The 16,097-nt window shown below is 73.1% G+C and carries 17 protein-coding genes and 2 pseudogenes; 12 read left to right on the top strand and 7 right to left on the bottom strand.

Going from position 1 to position 16,097, the window contains the following annotated elements; genetic code table 11:
* Positions 1-3 precede the first annotated feature (3 nt).
* Together AB0B01_RS22880 and AB0B01_RS22875 are read left to right on the top strand one after the other, a co-directional pair.
* Positions 4-1,137, top strand: coding sequence for a sensor histidine kinase (locus AB0B01_RS22880; RefSeq protein WP_361722027.1), 1,134 nt, complete (start codon positions 4-6; stop codon positions 1,135-1,137).
* Complete coding sequence (locus tag AB0B01_RS22875) at positions 1,134-1,751, top strand: response regulator transcription factor (protein WP_361722024.1); 618 nt, start codon at positions 1,134-1,136, stop codon at positions 1,749-1,751. The genes AB0B01_RS22880 and AB0B01_RS22875 overlap by 4 nt, the downstream gene beginning before the upstream one ends.
* 5 nt (positions 1,752-1,756) lie before the next feature.
* Here the strand turns inward: AB0B01_RS22875 and AB0B01_RS22870 are convergent, their stop codons facing one another.
* Positions 1,757-2,551 (bottom strand): transglutaminase-like domain-containing protein, encoded by a 795-nt coding sequence (locus tag AB0B01_RS22870; RefSeq protein ID WP_361722021.1) that lies wholly within the window; start codon positions 2,549-2,551, stop codon positions 1,757-1,759.
* Positions 2,548-3,528, bottom strand: a complete 981-nt coding sequence (locus AB0B01_RS22865) for a GNAT family N-acetyltransferase (RefSeq protein ID WP_361722018.1) — start codon at positions 3,526-3,528, stop codon at positions 2,548-2,550. The genes AB0B01_RS22870 and AB0B01_RS22865 overlap by 4 nt, the downstream gene beginning before the upstream one ends.
* Before the next feature lie 117 nt (positions 3,529-3,645).
* On the opposite strand from AB0B01_RS22865, the gene fdxA reads away from it, so the two are divergent.
* Together fdxA and dapC are read left to right on the top strand one after the other, a co-directional pair.
* The gene (fdxA, locus tag AB0B01_RS22860) at positions 3,646-3,972 is read left to right on the top strand and encodes a ferredoxin (RefSeq protein ID WP_030291119.1); all 327 of its coding nucleotides are present in this window, start codon (positions 3,646-3,648) and stop codon (positions 3,970-3,972) included.
* 133 nt (positions 3,973-4,105) lie between these two features.
* A complete protein-coding gene (gene dapC / locus AB0B01_RS22855; protein WP_361722014.1) occupies positions 4,106-5,200 on the top strand; it encodes a succinyldiaminopimelate transaminase in 1,095 nt (364 codons plus the stop codon).
* A gap of 78 nt (positions 5,201-5,278) precedes the next feature.
* Here dapC and AB0B01_RS22850 read toward each other — a convergent pair whose 3' ends face one another.
* A complete protein-coding gene (locus AB0B01_RS22850) occupies positions 5,279-5,674 on the bottom strand; it encodes an ATP-binding protein (protein ID WP_361722011.1) in 396 nt (131 codons plus the stop codon).
* Positions 5,675-5,910: 236 nt separating this feature from the next.
* Positions 5,911-6,870: a hypothetical protein gene (locus tag AB0B01_RS22845; protein ID WP_361722008.1), complete on the bottom strand. Its 960-nt coding sequence runs from the start codon at positions 6,868-6,870 to the stop codon at positions 5,911-5,913.
* 86 nt (positions 6,871-6,956) lie between these two features.
* On the opposite strand from AB0B01_RS22845, the gene dapE reads away from it, so the two are divergent.
* Together dapE and AB0B01_RS22835 are read left to right on the top strand one after the other, a co-directional pair.
* Entirely contained in the window at positions 6,957-8,036 is a 1,080-nt protein-coding gene (gene dapE / locus AB0B01_RS22840) for a succinyl-diaminopimelate desuccinylase (protein ID WP_361722005.1), read from the top strand.
* A 64-nt stretch (positions 8,037-8,100) separates the two neighbouring features.
* A complete protein-coding gene (locus AB0B01_RS22835) occupies positions 8,101-8,928 on the top strand; it encodes a TIGR00730 family Rossman fold protein (RefSeq protein WP_361722002.1) in 828 nt (275 codons plus the stop codon).
* Between the two features lie 106 nt (positions 8,929-9,034).
* Here the strand turns inward: AB0B01_RS22835 and folP are convergent, their stop codons facing one another.
* Entirely contained in the window at positions 9,035-9,895 is an 861-nt protein-coding gene (folP, locus tag AB0B01_RS22830; protein WP_361721999.1) for a dihydropteroate synthase, read from the bottom strand.
* 100 nt (positions 9,896-9,995) lie between these two features.
* On the opposite strand from folP, the gene AB0B01_RS22825 reads away from it, so the two are divergent.
* Both AB0B01_RS22825 and AB0B01_RS22820 read left to right on the top strand, forming a co-directional pair.
* Positions 9,996-10,397 carry a DivIVA domain-containing protein gene (locus AB0B01_RS22825; RefSeq protein WP_361721997.1) on the top strand — a complete coding sequence of 134 codons (402 nt, stop codon included), beginning with the start codon at positions 9,996-9,998 and terminating at the stop codon, positions 10,395-10,397.
* Positions 10,394-10,969 carry a DNA-3-methyladenine glycosylase I gene (locus AB0B01_RS22820; RefSeq protein ID WP_361721994.1) on the top strand — a complete coding sequence of 192 codons (576 nt, stop codon included), beginning with the start codon at positions 10,394-10,396 and terminating at the stop codon, positions 10,967-10,969. Before AB0B01_RS22825 ends, AB0B01_RS22820 begins: the two co-directional genes overlap by 4 nt.
* 31 nt (positions 10,970-11,000) lie before the next feature.
* Here the strand turns inward: AB0B01_RS22820 and AB0B01_RS22815 are convergent, their stop codons facing one another.
* The gene (locus tag AB0B01_RS22815; protein ID WP_361721991.1) at positions 11,001-11,804 is read right to left on the bottom strand and encodes an enoyl-CoA hydratase-related protein; all 804 of its coding nucleotides are present in this window, start codon (positions 11,802-11,804) and stop codon (positions 11,001-11,003) included.
* A gap of 332 nt (positions 11,805-12,136) precedes the next feature.
* Between AB0B01_RS22815 and AB0B01_RS22810 the strand changes: the two genes are divergently transcribed.
* A complete protein-coding gene (locus AB0B01_RS22810) occupies positions 12,137-12,304 on the top strand; it encodes a DUF3117 domain-containing protein (RefSeq protein WP_009997451.1) in 168 nt (55 codons plus the stop codon).
* Positions 12,305-12,421: 117 nt separating this feature from the next.
* Here AB0B01_RS22810 and AB0B01_RS22805 read toward each other — a convergent pair whose 3' ends face one another.
* Positions 12,422-13,084: a class I SAM-dependent methyltransferase gene (locus AB0B01_RS22805; RefSeq protein ID WP_361721988.1), complete on the bottom strand. Its 663-nt coding sequence runs from the start codon at positions 13,082-13,084 to the stop codon at positions 12,422-12,424.
* Between the two features lie 213 nt (positions 13,085-13,297).
* Between AB0B01_RS22805 and sigE the strand changes: the two genes are divergently transcribed.
* The 3 genes and pseudogenes from sigE to AB0B01_RS22790 all read left to right on the top strand — a co-directional run.
* Positions 13,298-14,077, top strand: coding sequence for an RNA polymerase sigma factor SigE (gene sigE, locus AB0B01_RS22800; RefSeq protein ID WP_361721985.1), 780 nt, complete (start codon positions 13,298-13,300; stop codon positions 14,075-14,077).
* Positions 14,074-14,469, top strand: a pseudogene (locus AB0B01_RS22795) (zf-HC2 domain-containing protein); the annotation flags it as partial. The gene sigE and the pseudogene AB0B01_RS22795, both read left to right, overlap by 4 nt.
* Before the next feature lie 472 nt (positions 14,470-14,941).
* Positions 14,942-16,006: pseudogene (locus tag AB0B01_RS22790) on the top strand (trypsin-like peptidase domain-containing protein); the annotation flags it as partial.
* Positions 16,007-16,097: the final 91 nt, after the last annotated feature.

Here is a 16,097-nt window from a genome sequence, read left to right as displayed (position 1 = left end):
GGCTTGAGCCGCATCGGACAGGCACCGGAGACCACCACGCACAAGGTGGTGAAGAGCCTCTGGATCGCCATCTGGCTCTTCTACCTCAGCGCCCCCGTCACCGACCTGGTCAGCGGGGGACACAGCACCGGGGCCCGGGTCCTCGGAGGACTGGGCCTGGTGGCCTTCACCTCCTGGTACCTGGTGCTGGTCTTCCGCACGGTCCGGCAGATGGCGGTGCCGAAGGTCCTGGTCTCCGTGGCGGTGCTCGCCGCGCAGGCCACCGTGCTGTCGCTGACCCTGGGCCGCGAGTGGCTGGTGCTCTTCGTCTACGTGTCCATCTCCTCCGGGGCCGCGCTGCCGGGGGAGTACTCCCGCTGGACGGTGCCGGGCGCGACCGCGCTGATGATGGTGGTGGCCCCGGCGCTGCCCGGCTGGGACGCCTACCTGGCCGGGCTGGTGGTCCCCGCCCTGATGGGCGGGTTCGCGATGGTCGGCATCCGGGCGATGATCCGGACCACCATCGAACTGCGTGAGGCGCGCGCCACGGTGGCGCAGCTCGCGGCGAACGAGGAACGCCTGCGCATGGCCCGGGACCTGCACGACCTGCTGGGCCACTCGCTGTCCCTGATCACGCTGAAGAGCGAGCTGGCGGGACGGATGCTGCCCGAGCGGCCGGAGGCGGCGGCCCAGCAGGTGGCGGACATCGAGCGGGTCAGCCGCCAGGCGCTGGTCGACGTACGGGAGGCCGTGAGCGGCTACCGGAGGGCGACCCTGCCCGGCGAACTGGCCGGTGCGCGCACCGCCCTGACGGCGGCGGGCGTAGCGGCGGACCTTCCGGCCGAGCCCGAGGACGACCTCCCGGAGGAGGCCGAGGCGGCCCTCGCCTGGTCGCTGCGCGAGGCGGTGACCAACGTGGTCCGCCACAGCGGGGCCAAGCGGTGCACGGTCACGCTGGAGACCCGGCAGACCCTGGCGGGCCGGCTGGTGGAGCTGACGGTGTCGGACGACGGCGGCGGCGGGTCCGCCGCCCACGGCAACGGCCTGACCGGCCTGACCGAACGCCTGGAGGCGGTCGGCGGCACCCTGTCCGCCGGTCCGACGGGCAAGACGGGCTTCCGGCTGGTCGCCCGCGTACCCCTAGGATCGGGATCATGACCCCACGCCCCATCCGGATCCTCCTGGCCGAGGACCAGTCCATGGTCCGGGAGGCCCTCGCAGCCCTGCTCGGCCTGGAGCCGGACATCGAGGTCCTGGCCCAGGTCGCCCGCGGCGACGAGGTGGTGGCGGCGGCCCGCGCCCACGACGTGAACGTCGCGCTGCTGGACATCGAGATGCCCGGCATGACGGGCATAGAGGCGGCGGCGGCCCTGCGCTCCGAGCTCCCCGGCCTGCGGATCGTCATCCTGACCACCTTCGGGCGCCCCGGGTACCTGCGCGGGGCGATGGAGGCCGGCGCGTCGGCCTTCCTGGTCAAGGACGCCCCGGCCGCCCAGCTCGCCGAGGCGGTGCGCAAGGTCCTCGCCGGCGAGCGGGTCATCGACCCCACACTCGCGGCGGCGGCCCTCGCGGAGGGCGCGAACCCGCTGACCGACCGGGAGCGGGAGGTCCTGCGGGCGGCGGAGGACGGCGCGACCAACGCCGAACTCGCGGCGCGCCTGCACCTGTCCCAGGGCACGGTCCGCAACTACCTCTCGACCGCGATCCAGAAACTGGCCTCCCGCAACCGGACGGAAGCCGCCCGCGTGGCCCGCGAAAAGGGCTGGCTCTAGACGGGTCAGTTCAGGAGGGCGCGGGCCGAGGCGGCCTCGCGGTGGATGCGGAGCGCGGCATCGGCGTCCACCGCCTGCACCACCTCCGCGTACGCGTCGAGCTCCGACGCCCCCGCGAGGAACTCCCCCCGCTCCACCAGCAACCGCGCCCGCTCGTAGCGCAGCGAGGCCGCGTGCGACGGCAGCAGCAGGGACAGGTCCACCGCCCACAGCGCGACGGCCGACTGCTCGGGCCGGGTCGCGGCCCACGCCCGGACGTTGTTCAGGATCCGCTGCACGATGTCCAACGTACGGGCCGGCTCCCGCGGCGCCCCCGCCGCCAGCTCCGCCGGCCCCGCCCCGAGGGACGCGCCACCCGCGAAGGGGTCCGCCACGACACCCTCCTCCGGGTCCCCGAAGCCCACCACGAAGTGCCCCGGCAGCCCCAGCCCGTACACCGGCGCTCCCGCCCGCCGCGCCACCTCCATCCACACCACCGACAGCAGGATCGGCAGCCCGCGCCGCCGCCGCAGCACCTCGTGCAGGAGGGAGGAGGAGAGCCGGTCGTAGTCCGCGGGGGTGCCGTGGAAACCGAGCCGTCCGCCCAGCAGTTCCGCGACCGCCGAGGCCCAGGCCTTCCCGCCGCGCAGTCCGTACGGCAGCATCCCCGCCAGCCGGTCCAGCTCGATCTGCGCCCGGTCCATGGCCCGTTCGTCCAGGTCCGGGTCCGCCTCGGCGGCCAGCAGCAGGCACAGCAGGGCCAGGTCGGGCCGCTCCGAGCGGGCCTCCCGGGCGAACTCCCCGCGCCACGGCGAGCTCACGGCGCCGCCCGGTAGTGGTGGTACGCGTGGTGCAGGGCGAAGCCCAGCGGCTCGTACAGCGCCAGCGCCCCCGCGTTGTCCGTCTCCACCTGGAGCCAGGCCGCCGAGGCGCCCTCCTCCAGCGCCCGCCGCGCCAGTGCTGCCATCACCGCCGTCGCCAGGCCCTCGCGCCGGTGCGCGGGGTCGACTTCGACCGCCGCGAAGCCGGCCCACCGGCCGTCCACCACCAGCCGTCCGATCGCCCGCCCGGGCACCGCCGCGAACCACACGGACTCCCCGGCCGCCAGCACCTTCCGCGCCGCCGCCGGATCCTCGACCCGGCCGTAGCGTGCCAGCCAGTCCTCGTCGGGGGCGCGGGTCAGCCGGACCTGCGCCACGTCCGCCTCCACGTCCGCGACCGGGGCGAGGGCCGCGATCCGGACCTCCGCCGACACCTCGTTCACCCAGCCCCGGCGCTCCAGCTCGGCACACAGCATCTCCTGGGTGCCGGCCGCCCCCGTGGCGGCCTGTACATACGCCGGAAGATCTCGTTCCGCGTACCAGGACGTCACTCGCGCGAGTGCTTCGTCCAGCGGTATGCCCGGGTCGCCGAGGGGCAGCACGGAGTTGGCCCGGCGGGTGAACCCGGCCGACGCCCGCAGGGTCCAGTCGCCCAGCGGTTCGCTCTCCAGCGGCTGCCAGGCCCGCGCACCCACCCGCGCCAGCTCCTCGAAGGAGGCGGCGGGACCGCGCCGCCGGGCCGGTGCGGGCGGCACGACCTTGCCCGCCACCAGGGAGGATTCCGGGATGCGGACGGACTCGCCGTTCTTTCGTGTGATCGTCAGCACACCCTGGTCCCACGATGTGAGAACCCCTACCGTGTCGGTGAACGCCGACGACCCGCTCGTCCCGTTCTCCACCCGTCGTACGGATACTCGTTTACCCACGTCAGCGCGGGTAATACGGATCTCCAACAGTCCACCGGCAGTGATTTCCACAGCTCTGTCCGCCCCTCCTGTTCGGATCGTGCCCGGGAACGGAGATACTAGGCGTGGGCATCGACGACGCCGCGCTCCCGCGCGATATGGAAAGCCCTACCGAGGAGGAACGAGAGCGTGACCTACGTCATCGCGGAGCCTTGTGTCGACGTCAAGGACAAGGCATGCATCGAAGAGTGCCCCGTCGACTGCATCTACGAGGGCCAGCGGTCCTTGTACATCCACCCGGACGAATGCGTCGACTGTGGTGCGTGTGAGCCGGTCTGCCCGGTCGAGGCCATTTTCTACGAGGACGACACTCCGGAGGAGTGGAAGGACTACTACAAGGCGAACGTCGAGTTCTTCGACGAGCTCGGTTCGCCCGGCGGTGCTTCCAAGCTGGGTCTGATCGAACGCGATCACCCCTTCATCGCCGCGCTGCCGCCCATGGGCGAGGGCCACTGACGGTCACCGCCCCTGGGCGTCCCCCCGGACCGAGTCCGGGGGAGGATGGTGTGCCTCGGTCCCGTACGGCCTTGTGCCGCGCGGGACCGAGCCGTTTCCGCAGTCCCCGCACGAGATGAGAGCAGAGAGCACCGTGGCCGCCGTATCCGCACGTCTTCCCGCCTTCCCCTGGGACAAGCTGCAGCCGTACAAGGCGACGGCGGCGGCCCACCCCGACGGCATCGTCGACCTGTCCGTCGGCACGCCCGTCGACCCGGTGCCGCAGCTGATCCAGGAGGCCCTGGTCGCGGCAGCCGACTCGCCGGGCTACCCCACGGTGTGGGGAACGGCGGCCCTGCGCGACGCGATCACCGGCTGGCTGCACGGCCGCCTCGGTGCGAGCGCCGCCGGACACCGCAACGTCCTGCCGGTCGTCGGCTCGAAGGAACTGGTGGCCTGGCTGCCGACCCAGCTGGGTCTGGGCGCCGGCGACAAGGTCGCCTACCCGCGGCTCGCCTACCCCACGTACGAGGTCGGCGCGCGGCTGTGCGGCGCCGAGGCCGTCGTCTACGACGACCCGACGGAGCTGGACCCGGCCGGCGTGAAGCTGCTGTGGCTGAACTCCCCGTCCAACCCCACCGGGAAGGTCATCCCGAAGGAAGAGCTGGTCCGGATCGTCGCCTGGGCGCGCGAGCACGGCATCCTGCTCTTCAGCGACGAGTGCTACCTGGAGCTGGGCTGGGAGGCCGAGCCGGTCTCCGTCCTCCACGACGACGTGTGCGGCGGCTCCTACGAGGGCATCGTGGCCGTCCACTCCCTCTCCAAGCGCTCCAACCTGGCCGGCTACCGGGCCGCGTTCATCGCGGGCGACGCGGAGGTGCTCGGCGAGCTGCTGGAGATCCGCAAGCACGGCGGCATGATGACCCCGGCCCCCGTCCAGGCGGCCACCGTGGCGGCGCTAGGCGACGACGTGCACGTCGAGGAGCAGCGCGGGCGCTACGCCGCCCGGCGCGAGGCGCTGCGGGCGGCCCTGGAGGCCCACGGCTTCCGGATCGAGCACAGCGAGGCCAGCCTCTACCTGTGGGCCACCCGGGACGAGCCCTGCTGGGACACGGTGGCCCACCTCGCCGGCCTCGGCATCCTGGTCGCGCCGGGCGACTTCTACGGAGAGGCGGGCGCCCGGTTCGTGCGGGTCGCCTTCACGGCGACCGACGAACGCGTCGAGGCGGCGGTCAAGCGCCTGTCCTGAGCGAGCGGTACGGACGAAGCCCGAGGGGGCCGGGAGCAGGTGCTCCCGGCCCCCTCGGCCGTCGTGCGGGGCGGCGGATCAGCCGCCGAGGACCGGCAGGCCGCCGGGCAGCGGCAGCCCCTGGGTGGGAACGGCACCGGTCACGGTGTCGGTCGCCACCGCGTCGGTCGGCAGCCCCTTCGCCGGCAGTCCGCCGAGCAGGGAGCCCGCGGTGTCGGCGACCTCGCCGGGGGCGCCCGGCAGGGTCTTGGCGGCGGTGTCCGTGGCCGTCGTGGCGGCGGCCTCACCGGTGCCGACAGCCTCGCTCGCGGCACCCGTCGCCTGCGCGGTGTCCGGGCTGGTGAGCGCGCCCAGCTGCGGCACGGACTCCAGGCCTGCGGCGCTGGCCGCGCCGGCCGCACCGACCACGGGAGCGGCCCCGGCTGCGAGCAGCAGCGCGGTACGGGCGATCCGGCGGGTCAGGGGGAGGGACATGTTGCTCCTAAGCGGTAGCGGCTGAGTACGCCGGTACAACCCCCCGGGGGCGGGGATGAGTTGCGGAGCCCGCGGGTAAAGGATCGGTAACGCATCGTTTAATCCGCTTCCGCGACAAGCCCATTGGTGGCGCCCCGACCGGCTCCCACCTGGGGTTCCGTGCTTTCCGGAGCCGATCGGCCCGCTCGCCGGGCCGCCCCCGCACGGGGGACGCCTCGTACGGGTGCCCGGTCGGGTCAGCGGGCCACGAAGATCCGCACCTCGTCGGGCTCCGCGTTGTGCGGGTCGCCGTCGCCGGACTTCGCGCCGCGGCCGCCCTTCTGCTGCCACTGGCCCTTCGCCTCGCCGGCTATCCACCCCCGCCAGGCGTACGACACCCGGGCGATGTTCATCCCCCGCGCGTTGGCCACAGCCCAGCCGGCCATCGCCCGGCTGCCACGGGCGGCCGACTCGCCGCCGTCCCGCTTCTCCACCAGGGTGACCTCGGCCTCCTTGATCTCCCGGCCCGTGACCGCGGTCGCGGCGGGCTCCTTCGGCGCCGTGTGCAGCCCGTCCTTGCCGAAGATCCGGTTCAGCTCCGCCCGCACCTTCTCCGGATTGCCGGGCCCGGTGGGCGCGGGGCCGCCGCAGGACAGTTCGCCGTCGCCCGCGAGGGCGCCCGTCACCACGGCCGCGTCCGGCTCGTGCTTCGCGTACGCCTGGGGAAAGCCGCTGAGCTGCACCTGCTGCGCGGCCTCGGTCAGCGGGAGCCGCGCCCAGCCCTTCACCTCGACCAGCCGCTCGTAGAAGATCCCGGCCGAGTACACCGGGTCCATGATCTGCTGCGGGGTGCCCCAGCCCTGCGAGGGCCGCTGCTGGAACAGGCCGAGCGAATCCCGGTCGCCGTGGTCGAGGTTGCGCAGCGCCGACTCCTGCATGGCCGTCGCCAGCGCGATGGTCACGGCCCGGTCCGGCAGCCCCCTGGCCACCCCGACGGCGGCTATCGTCGCCGCGTTCGCCGCCTGCTCCGGGGACATGTCGTACGAGTCCCGGGGCCCCACCCGCGCCGTGCAGTGCGGAGCTCCGCCTCCGCCGACCGTCGAGTCGTACTGCACGGCGAGGTAGCCGATCAACGCGCACAGGACGAGCAGGCCGGCCGCCGTGCGCAGGGGCCGGCGGCGGCGGGGCCGGGGGCGGGGAAGATCGCTCTGGGACACGCCGCCCACCGTACTTGAGCCAGGTGACGCGTCCACCGTCCGGACGTGGGAGGTTCGTCGCAGCCCGGGGCGTTAGGGTCAGAGGCATGTCCGAATCCGAGCTGGACCTCACCCTGGACGCCGCCGAGCTGACCGCCCGGCTCGTCGACATTCCGTCCGTGAGCGGCGACGAGAAGGCCCTCGCCGACCTGGTGGAGCAGGCGCTGCGCGCCCTCCCGCACCTCACGGTGGACCGCTACGGCAACAACGTCGTGGCCCGTACGCACCTCGGCCGCGCCGAGCGCGTCGTCCTGGCCGGGCACCTCGACACCGTGCCGATCGCCGACAACGTCCCGTCCCGCCTCGACGAGAACGACGTCCTGTGGGGCTGCGGCACCACCGACATGAAGTCCGGCGTGGCCGTACAGCTGCGCATCGCCGCGACCGTACCCGAGCCGAACCGCGACCTCACCTTCGTCTTCTACGACCAGGAGGAGGTCGCCTCCGACCTCAACGGCCTCGGCAAGGTCGCCGCCGCCCACCCCGACTGGCTCACGGGCGACTTCGCAGTGCTGCTGGAGCCGTCGAACGGCGAGGTCGAGGGCGGCTGCCAGGGCACCCTGCGCGTCCTGCTCCGCACGGCCGGCGAGCGCGCCCACTCCGCCCGCAGCTGGATGGGCTCCAACGCCATCCACGCGGCGAGCCCGATCCTGGCCAGGCTGGCGGAGTACGAGCCGCGCAAGCCCGTCATCGACGGCCTGGAGTACCACGAGGGCCTCAACGCGGTCCGCATCGAGGGCGGCGTCGCCAACAACGTCATCCCCGACGCGTGCACGGTGACCGTGAACTTCCGCTACGCCCCCGACCGCTCCGAGGCCGAGGCCATCGCGCACGTCCGGGAGGTCTTCGCGGACTGCGGTGTCGCCGAGTTCGTCGTCGACGACTCCTCCGGCGGCGCGCTTCCCGGGCTCTCCCACCCGGCGGCGGCGGCCTTCATGGAGTCGGTCGGCGGCCGGGCCATGCCCAAGTTCGGCTGGACCGACGTCTCCCGCTTCAGCGCACTCGGCGTTCCGGCGGTCAACTACGGCCCGGGGGACGCCCTGCTGGCGCACAAGGTGGACGAGCGGGTGGAGACCAAGGCCATCCTGCACTGCGAGGAACGACTCCGCGCCTGGCTGACCTCCTGAATTCCGCTCCCGGTCACCTTCGTGCGCCTACCCTGATCCAACGATCAGCAGGAGGGAGCACATCATGGGCAACCACCGCAATTCCGACGGGTTCGCTCGTCGCCGGCCCGAGGAGCAGCAGCTCGGGCCGGTGCTGCGCAGGCGGGGCCAGGTGCAGGCGGGCAGTACGACGGACCAGCGGCTGCTGGACTCGGCCGGGCCCTCCGAGTGGGTGCACACCGATCCCTGGCGGGTCCTGCGCATCCAGTCGGAGTTCATCGAGGGCTTCGGCACGCTGGCGGAGCTGCCGCCGGCGATCAGTGTGTTCGGCTCGGCCCGCACCGCCGCGGGCACGCCGGAGTACGAGGCCGGCGAGCGGATCGGCAGCGCTCTCGTCGAGGCCGGCTTCGCGGTGATCACGGGCGGCGGCCCGGGCGCGATGGAAGCCGCCAACAAGGGGGCCCGCGAGGCGAACGGGATCTCGGTCGGACTCGGGATCGAGCTGCCCTTCGAGCAGGGGCTCAACCCGCACGTGGACCTCGGGCTGAACTTCCGGTACTTCTTCGTCCGCAAGACGATGTTCGTGAAGTACAGCCAGGGCTTCGTGGTCCTGCCGGGCGGACTCGGCACGCTGGACGAGTTGTTCGAGGCCCTGACGCTGGTCCAGACCCGGAAGATCACCCGCTTCCCGATCGTGCTGTTCGGCACGGAGTACTGGGGCGGGCTGGTCGACTGGCTGAGGAACACGGTGATCGCCCAGGGGAAGGCGTCCGAGTACGACCTGATGCTCTTCCACGTCACGGACGACGTGGAGGAGGCGGTGTCGCTGGTCAGCAAGGAGGTTGGCGAGGGCACGGGCGAACGCATCGCCCGGGCCGCCACCGAGGAGGCGGCCCGGGAGGCCGGCGACTAGCTCTTGACGCCCCTCTCGCACGGTTCGGCGCCGGGGCGCCTCCCCGGCGCCGAGCGGCTGCGCCCGCCTCCGGCCGCCGGGGCGGCCCGGCAGAGCCCCCGGCGGGTCAGGCCAGGCCCCGGCGGGCGACTGCGGGGGGCCGGTGGCCCTGGATGGACGCCACCATGTCCAGGACCTGCTTCGTCTCGGCCACCTCGTGGACCCGGTAGACCTGGGCGCCGAGCCAGGCGGAGACGGCCGTCGTGGCCAGGGTGCCCAGCAGGCGTTCCTTCACGGGCCGGTCCAGGGTCTCGCCCACGAAGTCCTTGTTGGACAGGGACACCAGCACCGGCCAGCCCGTCTCCGCCATCTCCGCCAGGCGGCGGGTCGCCTCCAGGGAGTGGCGGGTGTTCTTCCCGAAGTCGTGCCCCGGGTCGATCATGATCGAGTCCCGGGGGACCCCCAGCGCCGCCGCCCGCTCGGCCAGCCCGACGGTGACCCGCAGGATGTCCGCCATCACGTCCTCGTACGCGGTCCGGTGCGGGCGGGTGCGCGGCTCGACCCCGCCGGCGTGCGTGCAGACCAGCCCGGCTCCGTGGCGGGCGGCCACCTCCGCCAGCTTCGGATCCACACCGCCCCACGCGTCGTTGAGGAGATCGGCCCCGGCCCCGCAGACCGCCTCGCCGACCTCGTGCCGCCAGGTGTCCACGCTGATCACCACGTCGGGGTGGCGGCGCCGCACCTCGGCCACGAAGCCCACGGTGCGCCGGGCCTCCTCGGCCGCGTCGACATGCTCGCCCGGGCCGGCCTTGACCCCGCCGATGTCGATGATCGCGGCGCCTTCGGCCACGGCCTGCTCGACCCGCTCCAGGGCGGGCTCGTCGCGGAACGTCGCGCCCTGGTCGTAGAAGGAGTCCGGCGTCCGGTTCACGATGGCCATGATCACCGGCTCGTGGGTGTCGAACTCGCGCCTGCCCAGTCGCAGCATTCCGTTCTTTCCTCCTCCGGCGGCCCTCGCGCCTCGCCTGCGACCTTAACCTGGTGACCGGAGTGGGTCCCCCAGGTCCCCGGCAGCTTCTCAGGGAGAGTTGATCGTGTTCTGGTTCTTGCTGATCGCGCTGGTCGTGGTCGTCGCCGCGGTCACCCTCGCCGTGGTCGGCGGTGGTTCCGAGGCAGTCCTGCCGGAGGCGGAGCCGGACCGGGTGGCCGACGGGCTGCCGGAGAACCGTCCCGTCGTACGGGCCGACATCGACGCCCTGCGGCTGCCGGTGGCGCCGCGCGGCTACCGCATGGCCGAAGTGGACGAGGTGCTGGAGCGCCTCGCGGCCGAGCTCGCCGAGCGGGAGGCGCGGATCGCGGAGCTCACGGCGGCAGCGGCGGCGCCTTCCCCGGCGGGGCGTGCGGCGGCGGGGCATGCGGCTGCGGCTGCGCCCGCGAGGGAGGCCGGGGAGTCCGAGGTCGACCTGCACAAGGCCGGGGGTGACCGGTGACCGCCCTCGCCGGCCCGGACGGGGGCCTGCGCTGCCCGTGGGCGCTCGCCACCGCGGACTACATCGCGTACCACGACACGGAGTGGGGCCGTCCGCTGCGCGGGGACGACGCCCTGTACGAGCGGCTCTGCCTGGAGGCCTTCCAGTCGGGTCTGTCCTGGCTGACGATCCTTCGGCGGCGGGAGGGTTTCCGCAAGGCCTTCGCGGACTTCGAGATCGCGGCAGTCGCCCGCTTCGACGAGACGGACGTGGAGCGGCTGCTCGCCGACGAGGGGATCATCCGCAACCGGGCCAAGATCGAGGCGACGCTCGCCAACGCGAAGGTGCTCGCCGCGTGGGAGCCGGGCGAACTGGACACCCTGATCTGGTCGCACGCCCCCGAACCGGGGCGCCCGGCACCGCAGTCGATCGCCGAGGTCCCGGCCGTCACGCCCGAGTCGACGGCGCTGTCCAAGGCCCTCAAGAAGGCCGGCATCCGGTTCGTCGGCCCGACCACGGCCTACGCCCTGATGCAGGCCTGCGGCCTGGTCAACGACCACCTCGCCGCCTGCACCGCCCGTACCCCCGCCTGAGCGGCGGGGGCCGGGGGCAGCGGCGCCGGGGTCAGCGGCCCAGGTACTTCGGGGCCTGCTTCGAGAGGAAGGCCTCGACGGCGATCGCGTGGTCCTCGGAGGCACCCGCACGGGCCTGGAGCGTGTCCTCGTGGGCCAGGGCCTCCGGCAGGGAGCGGGAGGCCCCGTAGGCGAGGGACTCCTTCAGCGCGGCGTAGGCGACCGTCGGGCCGGCCGCGAGGGTGCGGGCCACCGCCTCCGCCTCCGCATGCAGCGCGTCCGAGGGGACGAGCCGGTTCACGATGCCCAGCTCGTACGCCTCCTGCGCCTTCACCGAGCGGGGGAACAGCAGCAGGTCGGAGGCGCGGGAGGCGCCGATCAGGCGGGGCAGGGTCCACGAGACCCCCGAGTCGGCGGTCAGCGCCACGCCCGCGAACGAGGTGTTGAAGGAGGCGGTGTCGGCGACGACGCGGAAGTCCGCCGCCAGCGCGAAGCCGAAGCCCGCCCCGGCCGCTACCCCGTTCACCCCGGCCACGACCGGCTTCGGCATCTCGGTGAGCGCCCGCACGATGGGGTTGTAGTGGTCGGCGACCGTGTTCATGGTCAGCGTGGACCCGTTCGCGCGGTCCGCCGCCAGGTTCTCGACGTGCTCCTTGAGGTCCTGGCCGACGCAGAAGGCGCGGTTTCCGGCCGCCGTGAGCAGAACGGCCCGTACGGCCGGGTCCGCGGCCGCGGCCTGGACCGCGTCGCGCAGCGCGACCTTCGCCTCGGTGTTCATGGCGTTCATGGCGTCGGGACGGTTGATCGTGATGGTGGCGAGTCCGTCGGTCACTTCGTAGAGCACGCTGTCGGCCATGGCGGGGGTCCCCCTTCGTCGCGGGCTTGGCTACCGGCCGGTACCGGCCGGTCCAAGGGTCAGCATGGCGGACCGCGCGGGGCCGGGGCATGTGATGTGCGTCAAACGGAGCGCGGGGCGGACGCGGGGTGCGGCGGCGAAGTATCGCAGGCACATCCCCGAAATGAGTGGTTTTGGCCGAGCGCGTTGCCCAAGCGTTCCCGGCCGATGTTGGTCATCGGGTCCTGACATGCGGGATAATGGCCAAGAAGCAATGTGTTCGATGCCGGGTTCCAGGCGCCTGAATGGGGCCGTCGGCTGACGATGAGCTGGTTTCAGGAAGGGGAACGAGCATGGCGGCCATGAAGCCGCGGACGGGCGACGGCCCGCTCGAGGTCACCAAGGAGGGGCGGGGCATCGTCATGCGCGTACCGCTCGAGGGCGGCGGTCGGCTTGTCGTCGAGCTGACCCCGGACGAGGCGGAAGCCCTGGGTGACGCCCTGAAGAAGGTTGTCGGCTAACGCCGTCGGCACTGCGGTCACCATCCGCATTCTCCGTATTCCCTGCGCTGCCCCGACCCGCTCACCGCGGTCGGGGCAGCGTTGTGTTCCGGGCCCCTGGAGTCCGGCGCCCTCGGCTCAGCGCCGGACCGCGCACAGCAGCCCGTCGCCGACCGGCAGCAGCGCCGCCTCCAGCGCCGGGCTCTCCCGTACGCTGCGCAGCAGCTCGCGTACGCGCAGGACCTCCGCCTGCTGGGCCGAGGAGTCGACGGTGCGTCCGTCGGAGAAGACCCCTTCGAAGCAGACCAGCCCGCCGGGGCGCAGCAGCCGCAACGATTCGGCGAGGTAGTCGAGGGACTCGGTGGGGTCCCCGTCGCAGAAGACGAGGTCGTAGCCGCCGTCCGCGAGGCGGGGCAGTACGTCGAGGGCGCGGCCGGGGATGAAGCGGGCCCGGTTGCCGGCGAAGCCCGCCGCGCGGAAGGCCTGGCGGGCGAAGGCCTGCCGGTCGGGTTCGGGATCGACGGTGGTCAGCACGCCGTCGGGGCGCATGCCGTGCAGGAGGTGGATGCCGGAGACGCCGGTGCCAGTGCCGATTTCGGCGACCGCCTTGGCGTCGGCGGTGGCGGCGAGCAGGCGCAGCGCGGCCCCGGTGCCGGGGGAGACGGAGCGCAGGCCCGCTTCCCTGGCCCGGTCGCGGGCCCACCGCAGAGCGTCGTCCTCGGCGACAAACGCGTCGGCGAACGCCCAGCTCGTCTGCCGGTTGCCGGTAATGACCCTCTCCTGTCCCCATAGTTGGCGCAACGGTGACTGTATCCGCTGACGTCGGGAACCCGCAGATGGGACCGGGCGTTGAAGAAAGCAGCGAGGAAAAGACAGTGATGCAAAAGGGACACGGGGACGGGGCCCGAGCGGGATAGATGGGACGGCACCGGGCAGATCGGCGGCCCGGAGGGCCGAAGGGCCGTGCAAAGTTACTGCAAAAACACTTATCCGGAGCTGACGGGAGGGGTGGCTATGGTAGGGACTCCACTGGACACCACCAGAGCCGATAGGGGAGGTGCGGCTGCGCCTGTGGATCGTGGAGGTGTATTCCGACGCCTCTTCTGGTCGGCTGGTGAGCCGAAATCCGTGACCGACATTGCTGACCGCTTCCACACCGCTGCCACCGCAACCACCGCGACCTTTGCCGCCGATGCGGGCACCCAGGCGTGGACCCCTCCCTCATGGGAGGAGATCGTCAGCACGCACAGTGCGCGGGTCTACCGCCTCGCCTACCGTCTGACGGGCAACCAGCACGATGCCGAGGACCTGACTCAGGAGGTCTTCGTCCGCGTCTTCCGCTCGCTGTCCACCTACACGCCGGGCACCTTCGAGGGCTGGCTCCACCGGATCACCACCAACCTCTTCCTGGACATGGTCCGCCGCAAGCAGCGGATCCGCTTCGACGCGCTCGCCGACGACGCCGCCGAGCGGCTGCCGAGCCGCGAGCCGTCCCCGCAGCAGGTGCTCCACGACACCCACTTCGACGCCGATGTGCAGCAGGCGCTCGACACGCTCGCGCCCGAGTTCCGCGCCGCCGTGGTGCTGTGCGACATCGAAGGCCTCTCGTACGAGGAGATCGCCGCGACGCTCGGGGTCAAGCTCGGCACCGTGCGCAGCCGCATCCACCGCGGCCGCTCGCACCTGCGCAAGGCCCTCAAGCACCGGTCTCCCGGCGCCCGCGCCCAGCAGCGTGCGCTGGCGGGGGCGGCGGTGGGCACGCCCGGTGCCGGGGGAGAGGGCGGAGCCGAGTGAGCGGAGTCAGTCCGTCCCCTGCCGAACAGCACCTGGGTGACCGTCTCGCCGCCCTGGTGGACGGGGAGTTGAGCCATGACGCGCGGGAGCGGGTCCTGGCGCACCTGGCCACCTGTGCGAAGTGCAAGGCCGAGGCCGACGCGCAGCGCCGGGTGAAGTCGATGTTCGTGGAAAGTGCCCCGCCGCCCCTGTCGGCGGGTCTGCTGGCGCGCCTGCAGGGGCTGCCGGAGGACGGCCCTGACGGGCCGTCGGGACCGTTCGGACATGTGGCACCGACCGCGCCGCAGCAGGGCTTCCGCATCCACGAGGTGGGGCGGCCGAGGCGGCGCTTCGCCTTCGTCGCGGCCGGGGCGGTGTCGCTGGCCGCGTTCGCGCTGGGCGGCTCCCTGCCGGCGGACGGGGTGGTGGACCCGCGGATGCACGGCGAGGCCCCCGCGACGAGGCCGGGACCCGCGGTCCCGGTGTCCGATGCCGTGGCCCGCGACCGCGTCCCCGCGCCGGGCTTCACCGCCCGACCCCTGGTGCATCCCTGGCTGTCCCCCTCGCCGCAGCCGGTGTCGCTGAGGCCCTGAGCCGGGCCCTGCGCGGACTTCGGACCCGCCGGTGATCCGCCGGACACCCCCTGGGGGTGGTTGAATCGGCCGCGGAGATACAGGTACGCGGGGAGCGCCCATGGCCGACAGTCAGCAGTCCGAACCGGCTCCGTCCTGGTGGAGCCGGCCCGACGGGTCCGCGGGCGCGCCCCCCGCCGGCTACGACCCCTGGGCCGCCGGCCCGTTCCACACGGTGGACGGCGGCAGGTCGGCGCCGGTGCCCGCCCGCGGCCTCGTGCTGCGCCAGGCCGTCGCCCTCGGCCTCGGCACCGCCCTCCTCGCAGGCGGCATCGGCGGCTACGTCGGCGTACTCGCCGAGCGCCGGGCCGGCGCCCGCCTGGAGCTCCCGCAGGCGGCCGCGGAGGCCAAGGACCGCGCCCCCGACAGCGTGGCCGGCATCGCCGCCGCCGCGCTCCCCGGGGTGGTGACCCTGCACGTCCGCGGCAGCGCGGGCGGCGGCGGCACCGGCACCGGGTTCGTGCTCGACGCGCAGGGGCACATCCTGACCAACAACCACGTCGTCGCAGGGGCCAAGGACATAACGGTCACCTTCAGCACGGGCGACAGCGTCACCGCCGAACTCATCGGCCGCGACACCGGCTACGACCTGGCCGTGGTCAAGGTCGACGGCGTAAGGGGCCTGAGGCCGCTGGCCCTCGGGAACTCCGAGAACGTCAAGGTCGGCGACCCGGTCGTGGCCATCGGCGCGCCCTTCGACCTCTCCAACACCGTCACCGCCGGGATCATCAGCGCCACGGGCCGGCCCATCACCGCGGGCGGCGACAAGGGCGACGGCAGCGACATCAGCTACGTCGACGCCCTGCAGACCGACGCGCCGATCAACCCCGGCAACTCCGGCGGCCCCCTCCTCGACGCCAAGGCCCACGTGATCGGCATCAACAGCGCCATCCGCGGCGCCGACGCGGGCGGTAACGGCGGCGACAGCGCGAAGCAGAGCGGCAGCATCGGCCTCGGCTTCGCCATCCCGGTCAACCAGGGCAAGCGGGTCGCCGAGGAGCTCATCCGCACCGGCCGCGCCACCCACCCCGTCATCGGGGTCACCCTCGACATGGAGTACTCGGGAGACGGGGCCCGCGTCGCCACCCGAGGCGAGGGCGGCAAACCGGCCGTCACCCCCGACGGGCCTGGGGACCGGGCCGGGCTCAAGGGCGGCGACGTGATCACCAAGGTCGACGGCACGCGCGTCCACGGCGGCGACGAGCTCATCGTCAAGATCCGCGCCCACCGCCCTGGTGACCCGCTGAAACTGACCGTGCTCCGCGAGGGCCGGGAGCGCACCCTGGACATGGTCCTCGGTTCGGCCAACGGATCATGACGAGCCGGGGGCGCCGGGACGAAGTCCGGGGGAGAAACCCCGGCGGATGCGGCACCGAGGTAGGGGCCGTCGGACAACGCCGGGTACCGTG

The sequence above is a fragment of the Streptomyces sp. NPDC044571 genome (assembly GCF_040647115.1).
Taxonomy (GTDB): Bacteria; Actinomycetota; Actinomycetes; order Streptomycetales; family Streptomycetaceae; genus Streptomyces.
Note: the sequence above shows the minus strand (reverse complement) of the source record. Positions and strands in the feature narration are given on the sequence as shown.

Bases quoted from the DNA above. Each gene is read 5' to 3' on its own strand.
- folP (WP_361721999.1), bottom strand. From the start codon at position 9,895: ATGCTGCGACTGGGCAGGCGCGAGTTCGACACCCACGAGCCGGTGATC.
- AB0B01_RS22810 (WP_009997451.1), top strand. From the start codon at position 12,137: ATGGCGGCCATGAAGCCGCGGACGGGCGACGGCCCGCTCGAGGTCACC.
- dapE (WP_361722005.1), top strand. From the start codon at position 6,957: ATGTCCGAATCCGAGCTGGACCTCACCCTGGACGCCGCCGAGCTGACC.
- AB0B01_RS22835 (WP_361722002.1), top strand. From the start codon at position 8,101: ATGGGCAACCACCGCAATTCCGACGGGTTCGCTCGTCGCCGGCCCGAG.
- AB0B01_RS22875 (WP_361722024.1), top strand. From the start codon at position 1,134: ATGACCCCACGCCCCATCCGGATCCTCCTGGCCGAGGACCAGTCCATG.
- AB0B01_RS22850 (WP_361722011.1), bottom strand. From the start codon at position 5,674: ATGTCCCTCCCCCTGACCCGCCGGATCGCCCGTACCGCGCTGCTGCTC.
- AB0B01_RS22815 (WP_361721991.1), bottom strand. From the start codon at position 11,804: ATGGCCGACAGCGTGCTCTACGAAGTGACCGACGGACTCGCCACCATC.
- sigE (WP_361721985.1), top strand. From the start codon at position 13,298: ATGGTAGGGACTCCACTGGACACCACCAGAGCCGATAGGGGAGGTGCG.